11 protein-coding genes and 2 tRNA genes are annotated in these 13,429 nt (G+C 52.2%); 8 read left to right on the forward strand and 5 right to left on the reverse strand.

Translation table 11 applies throughout. The features are described from left to right. Positions 1 to 50: 50 nt before the first annotated feature. On the reverse strand, positions 51 to 722 hold the full coding sequence (locus MJO57_RS17330; RefSeq protein WP_252017486.1) for a Bax inhibitor-1/YccA family protein: 672 nt from the start codon (positions 720 to 722) through the stop codon (positions 51 to 53). 207 nt (positions 723 to 929) lie between these two features. Here MJO57_RS17330 and MJO57_RS17335 point away from each other — a divergent pair. After that, a tRNA-Ser gene (locus MJO57_RS17335) sits at positions 930 to 1,020 on the forward strand. Between the two features lie 46 nt (positions 1,021 to 1,066). Beyond that, a tRNA-Ser gene (locus tag MJO57_RS17340) sits at positions 1,067 to 1,157 on the forward strand. A 215-nt stretch (positions 1,158 to 1,372) separates the two neighbouring features. Here the strand turns inward: MJO57_RS17340 and MJO57_RS17345 are convergent. From MJO57_RS17345 to ltrA, 3 genes are read right to left on the reverse strand one after another with little or no spacing between them, the layout of a single operon-like run. Beyond that, positions 1,373 to 2,275: a tyrosine-type recombinase/integrase gene (locus MJO57_RS17345; RefSeq protein WP_252017487.1), complete on the reverse strand. Its 903-nt coding sequence runs from the start codon at positions 2,273 to 2,275 to the stop codon at positions 1,373 to 1,375. Between the two features lie 53 nt (positions 2,276 to 2,328). Then, positions 2,329 to 3,744 (reverse strand): IS4 family transposase, encoded by a 1,416-nt coding sequence (locus MJO57_RS17350; RefSeq protein WP_252017488.1) that lies wholly within the window; start codon positions 3,742 to 3,744, stop codon positions 2,329 to 2,331. Beyond that, positions 3,741 to 5,003: a group II intron reverse transcriptase/maturase gene (gene ltrA / locus MJO57_RS17355; RefSeq protein ID WP_252017357.1), complete on the reverse strand. Its 1,263-nt coding sequence runs from the start codon at positions 5,001 to 5,003 to the stop codon at positions 3,741 to 3,743. The genes MJO57_RS17350 and ltrA overlap by 4 nt, the downstream gene beginning before the upstream one ends. A gap of 728 nt (positions 5,004 to 5,731) precedes the next feature. Here ltrA and MJO57_RS17365 point away from each other — a divergent pair. The 5 genes from MJO57_RS17365 to MJO57_RS17385 all read left to right on the forward strand — a co-directional run bounded on the left by MJO57_RS17365 (position 5,732) and on the right by MJO57_RS17385 (position 11,342). After that, positions 5,732 to 8,530, forward strand: coding sequence for a type I restriction endonuclease subunit R (locus MJO57_RS17365; protein WP_252017490.1), 2,799 nt, complete (start codon positions 5,732 to 5,734; stop codon positions 8,528 to 8,530). Between the two features lie 16 nt (positions 8,531 to 8,546). Continuing rightward, positions 8,547 to 9,248, forward strand: a complete 702-nt coding sequence (locus MJO57_RS17370; RefSeq protein WP_252017491.1) for a M48 family metallopeptidase — start codon at positions 8,547 to 8,549, stop codon at positions 9,246 to 9,248. 30 nt (positions 9,249 to 9,278) lie between these two features. Next, positions 9,279 to 9,929, forward strand: a complete 651-nt coding sequence (locus MJO57_RS17375; protein WP_252017492.1) for a DUF4433 domain-containing protein — start codon at positions 9,279 to 9,281, stop codon at positions 9,927 to 9,929. Positions 9,930 to 9,933: 4 nt separating this feature from the next. Continuing rightward, the gene (locus MJO57_RS17380; protein WP_252017493.1) at positions 9,934 to 10,950 is read left to right on the forward strand and encodes a macro domain-containing protein; all 1,017 of its coding nucleotides are present in this window, start codon (positions 9,934 to 9,936) and stop codon (positions 10,948 to 10,950) included. A gap of 80 nt (positions 10,951 to 11,030) precedes the next feature. After that, the gene (locus tag MJO57_RS17385; protein ID WP_252017494.1) at positions 11,031 to 11,342 is read left to right on the forward strand and encodes a HigA family addiction module antitoxin; all 312 of its coding nucleotides are present in this window, start codon (positions 11,031 to 11,033) and stop codon (positions 11,340 to 11,342) included. 13 nt (positions 11,343 to 11,355) lie between these two features. On the opposite strand, the gene MJO57_RS17390 is transcribed toward MJO57_RS17385, so the two are convergent. Then, entirely contained in the window at positions 11,356 to 11,913 is a 558-nt protein-coding gene (locus MJO57_RS17390; RefSeq protein WP_252017495.1) for a recombinase family protein, read from the reverse strand. A 173-nt stretch (positions 11,914 to 12,086) separates the two neighbouring features. On the opposite strand from MJO57_RS17390, the gene MJO57_RS17395 reads away from it, so the two are divergent. Continuing rightward, on the forward strand, positions 12,087 to 13,424 hold the full coding sequence (locus MJO57_RS17395) for a transposase (RefSeq protein WP_252017304.1): 1,338 nt from the start codon (positions 12,087 to 12,089) through the stop codon (positions 13,422 to 13,424). The last annotated feature ends 5 nt before the right edge of the window (positions 13,425 to 13,429 follow it).

A 13,429-nucleotide genomic window follows, 5' to 3' on the forward strand; every position in this document is an offset into this window, starting at 1 on the left:
CCAAAAAAGCCCCACCAAAGGCAGGGCTTGAAAAAAGCAAAAACTAGAAATCAGTCGTCACTGGAAGCACCCAGCAGGTGAAGCAGTGCCGTGAACAGGTTATAAATATCCAGGTAAAGTGAAACAGTGGCCCGGATATAGTTGGTTTCTCCACCATGAATAATACGACTGGTGTCAAACAGGATAAAACCAGACATCAGCAGCACAATCAGGGCGGAAAGAGCCATACTGGCAGCGGGGATGTTAAAGAAGATCAGGGCGATACTTGCAACTACAGCCACGATCAAACCAACCATCAGAAAGCCACCCATGAAGGAAAAGTCCTTACGGGTCGTCAGAACATAGCCGGAAAGCGCAAAGAAAACCACGGCTGTTCCACCTAAGGCCTGCATAATCAGGGATGGACCGTTAGCCATACCCAGGTAATGGTTAAGCATTGGCCCCAATGCTGCACCCAGCACACCGGTAAAGGCAAAAACAGCGACGATACCCTTGGCAGAATCAGCGGTCTTGTTAACGACAAACAATAAGCCAAAACCAACCAGAGAAAGAATAAGCGCCGTCATCTGGCTGATCTGCAGAGCCATGGCAACGCCGGCAGTGACAGCACTGAACAGCAGCGTCATGCCCAGCAGCATATAGGTATTGCGAAGCACCTTGTTGATTTCAACGCCAGCGCCCAGGCCAGTGGAAGTAGCGGTCATTACGGGTTTGCGATCCATCTTTATCATTCCTCTGTAATAGATGTAATACAGAACATTATATCAGACCAATTTACTGGGGCTATAGTTTTAACCATTCCTGACATTTTGCATACCTCAATATCATTCACTATCTTTCAGATTCCCTGAGCAGGGAGCATAGAAAAAGATTACCGTTTATCAAGGCGTTGACAGAATTCTGATTTCAGGTAGTATTTCTCTCGTCGCGGAGGGATGGCTGAGCGGTTGAAAGCACCGGTCTTGAAAACCGGCGTGGGTTAATAGCCCACCCAGGGTTCGAATCCCTGTCCCTCCGCCATATCAGCATAATTTCTTACGCGACCCGCGAAAGAAAAAAGTCCTGTGGAGGGATGGCTGAGCGGTTGAAAGCACTGGTCTTGAAAACCAGCGTAGGTTAATAGCCTACCCAGGGTTCGAATCCCTGTCCCTCCGCCATTTCTTATTTTCCCTGTTTGACAAATCATCATTGTCTGATCTCCTACCTTGAAAATGACCGGTGAAACGGTCAAAAATTTCACCACGGTGAAACTTCTGCCCAAAACCATCGTTTTATAATCGCCCTTTTTTCTTTTCCTGATAGACAATTACAATGGCCTGCGGAACAATCGTACGGTGAAATTTTGCTGTTTTTGGCCCTTCCTGACCAAATCCTAAACACTGTCGTTTACTAGCTCTGAAAATGGCACCGTGCGTTCATACTTTTTACTGCGCAGATACATACGGGTTGTCTTCACATTATCATGCCCAAGATTCGTCGATGCGGCCTCTACCCCCACCTTCTCCTCCACCAGCGTCGCGTGAGTGGCACGGATATCATGTTCATGAAAACGCTCAAGCAACGGACCTTCCTCAGCAGACAATGCCTTCGCCATACTCTGCTTCCAGCGATCGCTGAACGTTCCTTTTTTTAATGCCAGACCATCTCGGCCACACATCAGGTAATCACTGTCCACCTTATTGAATGAACGAATTCTCGCTACCACTGAACGGAGGTGGTCCGTCCAGGGAAAGAAAAGCCGTTTACCGGTTTTTCCCGTTCGCACCCGAATACCGTCATCAAAGAAATGCTTTTTCATGTTGAGATTCAGCAAATCCTCCTGCCGTAAGCCGATCTCCAGTTTCAGCTCCGTATAGGCAGCAATGAAAGGCGAAGCATGGTGTTTAAAGACCTCCAGCTCAGCCAGGGTCGGCAGTCGCTCCCTGGGCTTCAGTTGATGCCGGATAATACCATCCACCGGATTCGCACTATTCATCATACCCCAGACTCTCGCACGTCTAAGTGCCTGGCTCAGAGTACTTGCTTCCTGGTTCGCCTGACTGGGACTGCTCTTACCCCGCAGGTCCACATAAGCCTGCACCATGGCCGTTGTAATCTGATCCGGCTCCATATGACCGAAACTGCGCCACAACCGCTTCAGGTGTTCCTTCTTATCCTTTTGGGTGCGGGTTCCCAGTGTCGGCACTACTTCCTGCTCATAACGATCAAACAGCCGCTTCATCCCGGTCATCAATCCCGAATTCTTATCAATTCGGTCAAACAGTTCTGCCAGCACCTTCAAAGCCTGATCGTAACTGTTCAGCACCCCCACATAAATCTGACTCTTGATCACATCTCTCCAGCGCTGAACTGCCGGGCTATCTGCCAGGTTTTTACCCGATCCTGCAATTTCGCCCAGCCTTCCCATACCACTAACCAGCCGGGCTGCCCTGTATGCTTTGAATCACCCCAACCACCAAGCCGAGCAATCGTTTGAAGCAGCCAAGTGACTGTTGGCGGCTTATCGGGCAACGCTTTTTTTTCATAGGTTAGCCAGAGAACCTGCCATTCATCATCACTGACCACCTCATTCGCGAGTGTTTTTTCACTCCAAAGCTTTCTGTCTTTGTGCTGCCTGTCATTCGGTAACATTAATGCTTCACGGATTTGCATTAGTCTGACAGCGACAAACATTAATATGACCGCAAGTCGTTCAATGTTATCCGGAGATTGCAGACGAAGCCTTTCTACTCCTGCTCCCGATTTCCAAGCCTTATGGAACTCTTCTATTCGCCATCGGAGCTCGTAAAATCGAATGATAGAGCGACAGTCTTCGAATGTTTCAATATCTTCAGTTGTCAATAGTACCCAGTGCAAACGGTCTTCGGAGTCATTGCCAATCTCTTCAGCCGACACAATATTCATAGTTACCGGTTCCGGCCTGCCGCCTGGCCTTTGCGGCGCCTGTATTGTCATCTTCTTTCTTTTGACCTGCAGCGTTGCCTTTCGCTTCTTTCTACCTCCTTTTTGAGGAACCACTATCGTATATTTCCCCAACACTTCAGTCTGAGCTAAGGAATCAAATAATAAGAGTTCGCCATCCACCAGGATTCTGTTTTGTGTAGCTCTTACAACAAACCGCTGTCGGTTATCCAGTTTGTAGTGCATATATTCGTATATATCCGCCTCCCGGTCGCAAACACTGATGATGTCAGGCATTTTACCCCCCATCCTTTGTTCTGTGTTTTCAGAGGCTCTTTGCCACTTAAAGCTTTCCTTTCCCTCGTAAGGTAGCTGACGACGTTGGTTCTTTTTCCCCCGCTGAACGTCCTCTCTAACCCATCGTTCTTGATCAATAAGCCCAATGCTTCGCTCTGTATCCGCATCAACCAAGAAGACAGAGTGGACGTGGAATCCTCTGGTTTTAGAGCCTTCAGGACCTCCAAGATCACCAAGCTCGGATCTGACAGCATGTTTATAACCCAGGGTTGTTGTATCTTCGAGAGCCAGAAGTAGGCGAGACTGTCTCGCTATTTTGGCAGTTGCCTGAAAGCCTGCCTCAGCTATTGCTTCAGGCTTTACGGCCTCATTCTCAATCAGCCGGTAAGCTCCAGTTACCAGTGCGGTATAACCTTCGCATGAAGATGACAAAGAATTACCGGTATGAGCTGAAAGCTCGGCAGCAACTTTGAATCGGGTAAGGGCCGGTCTTTCTCCAGCCCTCCCCACAGCACCCGGCATGCGGGTCCGCACCGGGCGGTTCAACGATGATGGTGAAACCTGATCCATAAGTCTTTCAATGAAACAAGCCCAATTTTCGCGAGGTAACTGTTATTCAGTGCCTGTTGTACCGCATAGGTTTTACTCAGACGGTAATACCCTTTGCTGCTGGCTGCGATCTTGGCGGCGTTAATTTTATCAACGCCTAACCTGACCAGATTCTTAAAACGGGTTTTCGGCTTGCGCCATTGCTTCAGAAAGCAGCAACGGATTCGCCGACGTATCCATTGATCCAGCAGGGGAATTGGTCGGTGATATTCCGATAACCGGAAATACCCCATCCAACCCCGGATATATTGTGCCAATTTGCGTAACCGATGTTGCATTGAGACACCCCAGCGACGACTGGTCAACTTGAGTATCCGGTATTTGAATCGGTCCAGACACTTCTGGGCCCAGCGAACTTTCTTCCCTGTGAAGGTGAAACTCAGGAATTCGCTTTCTGTTGCTTTCACAACTTTACTTTTCCGGGAGTTAATCTTCAGTTTCAATTTGCGTTCAATGAATTGGGTAATGCTGTGCATCACCCGATCCCCTGCACGCTGACTTTTGACGAGAATCACAAAATCATCACAGTATCTTGCAAAGCAATGACCCCGATATTCAAGCTCCTTGTCGAGTTCGTCGAGGACCACATTAGACAGCAAGGGTGATAAAGGCCCACCCTGTGGCATGCCAACCCTGGTCGGGTAGACATTGCCCTCAATCATGACACCGGAGCGCAGGTAGCTACCAATCAGTTTCAGAAGGCGTTTGTCGCGGACCTTACGGGAGACCCTCGACATCAAAACGTCGTGATTAACCGTATCAAAGAATTTACTCAGATCAACGTCAACAGCGTAATGAAGCCCCCGGTTGATCAACTGCTTAACCTGACGGACTCCGTCGTGTGCTGACCGTCCCGGTCGGTAGCCGAAGCTGTTTGGAGAGAAACCCGGATCAAAGACAGGGGTCAGCACCTGCACAATGGCCTGCTGTATGACCCTATCCATCACGGTAGGGATTCCCAGCAAACGCTCACCGCCGTCCGGCTTTTCTATAACATGTCGGCGCACGGGTGATGGCTGGTAGGTTCCGTCCAATAAGGCTTGACGCACTGAAGGCCAATGCTGTTTGGCAAAGTCTGGATAAGCTTCAATAGTGACTCCATCAATACCCGGAGCACCCTTGTTGCTTTTGACCTGTTTCCATGCACTTGCCAGATTAGCCGGTTCAAGTACGCAATTTAGTAGATCATGGTTCAAAGCTGGTTAAAGATTCTGTCGCCAAGTACGGTGAGTCGCCGGACGGCTGCATCGCCTTGAGGGAATCAGTCTCCTCTTTGTCGTCGATGTTCGGCCCTTCGCTAACGACTTCCCATCCGTTAATGGCTTCTGTCGTACAGCTACTATGGCCTCTGCTGACTTCTGTCCAATCACCACGCGGAGTTACCTCTGCTGGCGCTATTGGTTGCCATCGGGTTTGCTCGAACAGGATGATGAGACCTGTTCGCCGAGCCTGTTGTAACCAGTGGCTGAGAACTGGGAATTACCAATCGCATGTTGAACAGATCTCCCCGGATAAGGACATGAACTTTCAGTGCACAACCGCCGCATTTACCGTGTCTCACGAACCATAGGGCTTTGTGATCCTTGGCTCACTCGCCCAGAGACTCAGCCTTATATGCGATTTCTGTACGTCGGCTCGCACCTTTGCACTCAGACTGCCTCCGCACAGCCCCTCGCGGGACTGCACTTGCCTTAAGCTAGTGGTTGTCATCAGCAGGCGTCTTTACCGCCAGTCAGATGTAGGTTCTCCCACAGGGGACTTTCACCCCATCAGTTCATGCCCATGCCGGGCGTACCAAGTCGTTTTGTACGTCGAGTATCGCCCAAATCAGCACATCCAAAAGTTAGTTCTGACCATGGTTTAGGAGAAAGTGGAAGCATGACCTGTTTTATCAGTGAGAAATGATAGAACAAGGTAGCTATTTGTGATCAAGAGACAGGCCATTAACCGGGGTCAGGCCCGTTACGGTGCCATCTACACACCGGAAGCCTTCTACTTTCGCTACCGGCTGGACGATGCAGAAGAAGCCATCGTACGACAGCTGCTTGGCACGGAACCCAGCGAACAGGACCGTCTGCTGTGGGCGCTGTTTGAGCCGACCCGTTTTGTGGAGCTGGTCTGCCAGTTTGTGCTGTTTGAAGTGGAAGACGGTCGCACCCTTAAAAAGCTGCCCCGTTACCAGCAGTGGCGAGCGGTGCGTAAGACGCTGGCACGGCTCACCAGGGCTGACGGCAACGGTGTGGTTGGCGCGGATGGCAGCGGCGGCGTGGTCTGGCACACCCAGGGCAGCGGCAAGTCCCTGACCATGGCCTACCTCGCCCGCTACCTGCGGGCTGAAAGTATTGGCCTGAATAACCCCAGCATTCTGGTGTTGACCGACCGCACCGACCTGGACCGGCAGATTTTTAACACCTTCACCAATATCGGCCTGCACCCGCTCAAGGCACCGTCGGTGGCGGGGTTACAGCAGATGCTGGGCAACGACTACGGCAGCATTTTCACCAGCACCGTGCAGAAGTTTCAGGAGCGCGACGGCAAACCCATCAAAGCCGCCCGGCACGACCCGGAAGAAGACAGTGCCGACCACCAAACCCGCATCCGCCGGGTAGAAGACGATGGCGACTATTTTATCTGCGAAGACAGCAACGCCAACTTTGGCAAACTGGACGACACCGGCATACCGCTACCACCGCTCTGGCAGGAGATCAGCCGGGAAAAGGTGGATTTTCTGGTGCTCTCCACCAAGCCCAACTTTTATGTCTTGGTGGATGAGGCGCACCGCAGTCAGTACGGCTTTCTGGCGGCGTTTATGCGGGCCAGCCTGCCCAATGCCAAGTTTATCGCCTTCACCGGCACCCCCATTGCCAAAAACGACAAGGACACCCTGCGGGAGTTTGGTGCCGGGGACTATATCGACACCTACCGCCTGGACGAAGCCGTGGCCGACGGTGCCACCCTGCCCATCAAATACCAGGAAGGCATGACTGAGCTGACCACCGATGCCCGGCTGGACAGCGCCTTTACCGACACCTTCGGGCAGGAAGACGAAGGTCGGCAGGCGAAACTCAAACAGGCGCTGCTGAAGAAACGACGCACGGCCAGTGATCGTATCGAGGCCAATACCCGGCATTTGATCGGTCATTTTCTGTCGTCGGTGAAAGCCCGGGGGTTCAAGGGGTTGCTGGTGTGTAACGGTCGGGAGATGGCGGTGCGTTATCAAGACACCCTCGACCGGATCATGGCCCAGCGGGCCGCCAATGGCGAGGAGACCTTCGAGAGCCGGGTGGTGATCTCCCTGGGCACTATCACCGAAAGCCGCACCGGTGCCGATCAGGTGCAGGAAGCCGCTGGCAAATACCAACTGGATAAAAAATCGCTGCAAACCATCGAGGAGCGCATCAAGGCTGAGCGCAATGCCGGTAAGGTGCCGGTGGCGGTACCCAGCGATGAGATACCCGCACTGGTCAACACCCTGTTCAAAAAACCCTACGGCGACGAAAACCAGAATGACGACAATGCGCCCGATGGCCAGGGCATCCGGTTTTGCAATATTGGCCTGCTGATCGTCTCCGATATGCTGCTGACCGGCTGGGATGCGCCCATTGTCAGCACCCTGTACCTGGACAAACCCCTCAAAGAGCACACCCTGCTACAGGCCATCGCCCGGGTGAATCGCACCCGCAAAGGCAAAAATGCCGGGTACATTGTCGACTATTACGGTGTCGTTGAGTACCTGGACGAAGCCCTGAAAATCTACAGCGGCGACGTGCAACCGGAACAGATCTGGACCGATATCAACAGCGAGCTGCCGAAACTGGAAGCGGCGCTGCAAAAGGTGCTGGACCTGTTGCCGAAAAAGCACGACCCGATCCACCAGCCGGAACCCTTCAAGCGCGACGCTGAGCAGTACCTGGACCCGGACGTACGACTGGATGTGGTGGATGACTTTCTTGCGGCCTTCAAGGCGTTTAATGCCCGCCTCGACACCGTGCTCCCCGATGAACGGGGTGCCCGCTACAAACCGTTCTTTCAGGTGCTGGCAGCGATCAAGGATGCGGTGCGCCAAAGCCTGCCCGATGACGCCTATCAGGGCCCACTGAGTCAGCTGGAGTCGGCCCTGCTGCAACAACTGCTGGATGATTACATCGCCGCTGATGAGGTACGCAGCCTGATCGGGCGGGAGGTCTCCATTCTGGATGCCGGGGATATGGAACGCCTGCGCAAGCTCAAGGCCGCAGGCAGTCAGGCGCTGGTGATGAAAAACCAGCTCAAGCACACCATTGCCGTGGGTATGCGAAAGAACCCCGGCTTCTTCGGAAAATTGCAGGAGACACTGGAGCAACTGCTGGCGGACGAAAAGGCCAACCGCATTGAGCAGGCGGAGTTTCTACTGCAACTGGAGCTGTTCTGCCAGCAGGTGCGGGACAAAGCAGCGGGCGGTCAGCAGGCCGGGTTCAATACCCCGGCCGAGGTGGCAGTATTTGATTATCTGCGCAGCCAACTGAACGACGATGGCGAAACCGCCGCCGTGTGGACGCAAGCACTGTTTGCCGATCAGGAGATCAGCCAGACCATTGCCAGCCCGGTATGGCAGGAGAAAACGGAGATTCACAAACCGCTACAAACCTGTATTCGCAAAAAGCTGCGCACCCTGGCCGGTTGGGATATGACCGTGGCTCGTCAGCACGCCACCGAACTGCTACATATATTGCTGAACAACTGACAGGATGCTTACCACCATGCCGCTGTTTGCTTACGGGACAACCACCATCGAGTGGACTTTTCAGGCCGAACCGGGGCTGAAGCGGCATTACATCACCGTCGAGCGCGGTCGGCCGGTGTTGTTGCGGGGCAGAGCCATTCCCGAAGCCGAACAGCGGCAGTTAATCCGCCAGCGGGCCCGCTGGATTCGGGAGCGACTGAAGGAAGTGAACCAGCCCTGCAAGGAGACGTTCGTTACCGGCAGCCGGATTCTCTACCGGGGCAAAACCTGGTACTGCCAGGTGCAACCCGCTGCGGAGCTGAGCCAGCCGCAGATCCGCTTTGCGAACAGCCGTTTCTTTATCCAGTCCCCCCAGGGGGACAGTATTTCCCGCACGGTACTGAAACCGGCGCTTGAGGTGTTTTACCGCAGTAAAGCCAAGGAGAAGCTGCTGCCCCGCGTTCGCCACTGGCAACGGGCAACGGGTTTGCAGGCGGTCTCGGCCCGGCTGTTCAAGTTCAAAGGCCGGTGGGCCAGTTGTTCCGATGACAATATCCTTGAGTTTCACCCCCGCTGTATGGAGCTGGCCCCCTCGGTACTGGACTATGTGATCGTCCACGAGCTTTGCCATACGGTAGAGAAGAGCCACAATCCGGCCTTCTGGCATCTGGTGGAGAAACATTACCCGGACTGGCAGCGGTGCCATGGGGAGATTGAACGGTTGGGGGTGGAGGTGTGATGATTGATGGCACTATCAAAGGAGTAAGGGATGACCATACCTGATCCGGTTCGGCTTTATCGTTTGGTTCATATTGACTGTCTGGCTACGCTGCTGCAACGGCAGGCTCTGCATGCCCCCAACTTTGCCCCGGAAGACGGACTGATTTATAAGACCATTCATGATGTTGCCATCCAGGAGCGCCGCCATCACAAGACGGTGCCCTGTGGTCCGGGTGGGGTGGTTCATGATTATCTGCCCTTCTACCTTGGGCCGCTGTCGCCCATGCTTTATAAGCTGAGTAAAAGCGGTGTCGGGGATTACCATGAAGGGCAGGCGCCACTGATCTACCTGGTCTGCTGGGCTCATGAAATTGCTGATGCCGACGCCCGCTTTGTTTTTACCGATGGCCACGGCATTGCCGCCTTTACCCAGTGGTATGATGACCTGGCCCAGATGGATCAGCTAGACTGGCCTTTGATATTGCACCGTGAGTGGGCCGATACACTGGAAGACAACGACCGGAAACGGCGGAAGCAGGCTGAGTTTCTTATCCATCAATCATTACCCTGGTCGATGGTCAAGGGTATCGCCGTCATTAACGATGAGATGGCAGACAGGGTCAGGGAAACCCTTAACCGGTTCACGGATACCTATTCTCCCCCCGTCCGGGTCGTGCCACAGTGGTATTACCAGAGTTAACAATATGATCAAGCTTACCAAAGGAAATTTGCTGAAGTCTGATGCCGAGGCACTGGTTAATACGGTTAACTGCGCTGGCTATATGGGTAAAGGTATCGCCCTGCAGTTCAAAAAAGCCTTTCCGGAAAACTTTGCGGCCTACCAGAAAGCCTGCAGGCAAAACCAGGTGGTCCCCGGGCAGATGTTTGTATTTGAGTATGATGACATGCTCAATCATAAGACCATTATCAACTTTCCAACCAAAAGACACTGGCGGCACAATTCCCGGATGGAAGATGTGGTATCCGGCCTGGCGGCACTGATTGAAGAAGTACAGTCCCGGGGCATTCGCAGCATAGCCATCCCGCCCCTTGGTTGTGGGCTGGGAGGCCTGCAGTGGTCGGAGGTAAAGCCCAGAATTGAAGCAGCATTTGCCGTCCTGCCCGATGTGGAGGTGCAACTGTATGAACCGGCGGAGGCTCCGGCAGCAGATGACCAGCCCATCAGGACTGACAGGCCAGCGATGACCCGTGCCCGGGCATTACTGATTTTGCTGATGCAGCGTTACCATCGGTTTGATTACCGGCTTACCCTGCTGGAAATTCATAAGCTGGCCTATCTTCTGCAGCAACAGGGTGAAGACCTGAAGCTGAAGTATGAAGCCTTTCACTATGGTCCCTATGCCACCAACCTGCGCTTTCTGCTGCAGAAAATGGAAGGTCACTTTATTTCCGGTATAGGCGACGATGAGAACCCGGAACGGGAAATAGAGTTACTGCCCGGTGCCGTTGATGAGGCAGAAGCCTATATTGGTACTGACCCTGATGCCCTTTCACGACTGGAAGAAGTCTCCAGGCTGATTGATGGTTATGAAACTCCCTATGGCATGGAGCTCCTGACCTCCGTCCACTGGGTTAACCGGCTTGAAGGTATTGTGGACTCGCAGGATGTTATGGCGCGCATCCAGAACTGGTCGAAACGTAAAGGGCAGATGTTTAAGCCTGCTCATATTGAGGTGGTGTTGACGCATTTGGGGCAGTGAGGCTATTCGGGGTCTGGTTTTTAACGGGCAAAAATTCTGGCCTAGCTGATGTTGTAATCACGGATTACCATTAGGAGGCTATGATGACACGCATTCCAACCAATAGAGTGCCCTCTCACCCTGGCGAAATGCTGCGGGAAGAGTTTTTGCTGCCAATGAACATAACCCAGCAAGAGCTGGCTATGGCGATTCATGTCCCTTATCAACGGGTCAATGAGCTGGTCAATGGCAAACGGGGGCTTACCCCCAGCACAGCCCTTCGCCTTGCCCGTTTTTTTGGTATGTCCGCAGACTTCTGGCTGAACCTGCAACAGCGATGGGACCTGTTCAAGGTGCAGCAGGCAGAGCAGGATGACATTGAGCGTATAGAGCCCGTCCAACAAAGAATCTGACCTAAACTTTTCGTTATGCGCTGGTTAACAAGTTGTACAGCGTCTGTCTGCTAATACCATACTCCTGCGCCAGGCTTTTCTTCTGATCACCAATAGCTACCCGCCTTTTCAACTCATCAACCTGTTCAGAAGACAGCTTCGGTTTTGCTCCGATCTGCTTCCCCTGCTTTCTGGCAGCCGCAATACCTTCCCGCTGCCGTTCCCGAATCATGCTCCGCTCAAACTCGGCAAAAGCCCCCATCATCTGGAACATCAGCTTGTGCATTGGGTTACTGTCACCGGAAAAGATCAGGTTTTCTTTATGGAACTGGACGCTGACACCCTGTTCGGTCAGGCTTTCCACCAGTTCCTGAAGGTCTTTAAGGCTGCGGGCAAGGCGATCTATGGAATGCACATGCAAGCGGTCACCTTTACGAAGATGACGCAGGCAGGCTATTAATTGAGGACGGTTGATATCTTTGCCACTGCAATGATCTTCAAAGACAGTATCCAGCTCGATGCCATCAAGCTGGCGGGTAGTGTTTTGGTCAAGACTGCTGACCCGGATGTATCCGACATTCTGGCCTTTCATAAATCTACTTCCATTACTGCTTATTCGAGTAAAGGAAAAACTAGACTCAGATTGACATTATGTCCAATAGGCCAGCAACGACTTTATTGGACACGGAAGATCAGTAGCTCGACTTTAGAGTTTTAAGAGCACAATAGTTCCGGCGCATAATCTGCTAAAAGCAACCATCCCCAATGACGAAATTCGAGATGGTTGCCATGCTCACTTCAGATCATCAAGTAATCCTCAGGGAGCTCGCTTCATATACAACCTTTCTTGCTGGAGCGCTATCATCAACTGCAGTACCAACGTTCTGCGAACTGCTGTTCGGTTGCATGCTTTCAGCCGACGGCTTTGTTACACAGGCGTTGTTAACAATTGATTTTCATTGTGTGTGGAGCAGCTACCACCACTGGCTATCTCAGGGCAAGTGGCAATGGAAGAACTTGGCACGCCACTTGATCCGTCTGGTCTGCTCCAAAGCTCCTGAGAATCAACCTGTGGTCCTGGGGCTTGATGACTGGGTAATCGAACGGTTTTCCGACAAAGCCCCTGCTTGTCGTACACATCATCAACACAGCAAGAAACGCAATCGGCCGACGTACATCTGGGGGCAGTGTTGGGTTTCCCTGGCCATCATATTTGAGCGGGCTGCAGATGAAGTATTTACCGCCATACCGGTGATCTCATTTCCGACACCAGCTTCAGGTAACACCAGCAAACTGAAAATTGCCGTGGCCATGCTCAGGGTGGTACGCAATGAAGTGAAGGATCGAGTGCTACGCCTGCTAACCGATTGCTGGTATATGAACTGGACACTGATAAAGCCAGCTCTGGAAATGAACATAGAAGTTGTTGGTCAGATACCTTCAAATCGGGCCCTCTATGCTTTGCCGCCAGCACCCACCGTAAAGAAGCGAGGGCGCCCAAAAAAGTACGGCATCAAGATGACGACAGAACAGGTTAAGAAACTGCCGGAAGAAAAAGCAACAGTATGGATGTACGGCAAATTTCGCAAAATACGTTATCGTACCCTGATCTGTCGCGCCAGATTCCTTAAAGGTCGTGAAGTACGCGTCGTCTGGAGTCGCTTTGAAAATGACAAAGGTCTGACCGAAAGCAGAATATTCATCTCGACCAATCCGGAACTTGAGGGACTGGAGGTGCTTCGTGCCTATTCCCGGAGATGGCCGGTAGAGCCAATGTTTCACCAACTCAAACATGCTTTTGGCTGTTGCCATTTATGGCAGCAGAAATTGCGAACACTGCTTCGATGGATGCATTTGAAAATGGCAGGCTATGCATTATTGCAGTTATTAACCGTTTGTAAAAATCAGGCATGTCTGAATATTTCTCGGATACCCTGGAGAAGCCCGGATACAACCACTGCAGGCATGATGAAAATTGCTCTTTCAGGAATTATTCCGAGGTTCTCTATTCGCAAGGGCTGGAACAGATATAAGCAAAAATATGAGTTCAATTTTCGCGATCTGATCGACCAGTTAATACCGGATAATTCAGAAGCAGCATAACTAAA

Origin of the sequence: Endozoicomonas sp. SCSIO W0465 (genome assembly GCF_023716865.1) — a bacterium.
Lineage (GTDB): Bacteria > Pseudomonadota > Gammaproteobacteria > Pseudomonadales > Endozoicomonadaceae > Endozoicomonas.

Bases quoted from the DNA above. Each gene is read 5' to 3' on its own strand.
- MJO57_RS17370 (WP_252017491.1), top strand. From the start codon at position 8,547: ATGCCGCTGTTTGCTTACGGGACAACCACCATCGAGTGGACTTTTCAG.
- MJO57_RS17330 (WP_252017486.1), bottom strand. From the start codon at position 722: ATGGATCGCAAACCCGTAATGACCGCTACTTCCACTGGCCTGGGCGCT.
- MJO57_RS17385 (WP_252017494.1), top strand. From the start codon at position 11,031: ATGATGACACGCATTCCAACCAATAGAGTGCCCTCTCACCCTGGCGAA.
- MJO57_RS17375 (WP_252017492.1), top strand. From the start codon at position 9,279: ATGACCATACCTGATCCGGTTCGGCTTTATCGTTTGGTTCATATTGAC.
- MJO57_RS17390 (WP_252017495.1), bottom strand. From the start codon at position 11,913: ATGAAAGGCCAGAATGTCGGATACATCCGGGTCAGCAGTCTTGACCAA.
- MJO57_RS17395 (WP_252017304.1), top strand. From the start codon at position 12,087: ATGACGAAATTCGAGATGGTTGCCATGCTCACTTCAGATCATCAAGTA.
- MJO57_RS17380 (WP_252017493.1), top strand. From the start codon at position 9,934: ATGATCAAGCTTACCAAAGGAAATTTGCTGAAGTCTGATGCCGAGGCA.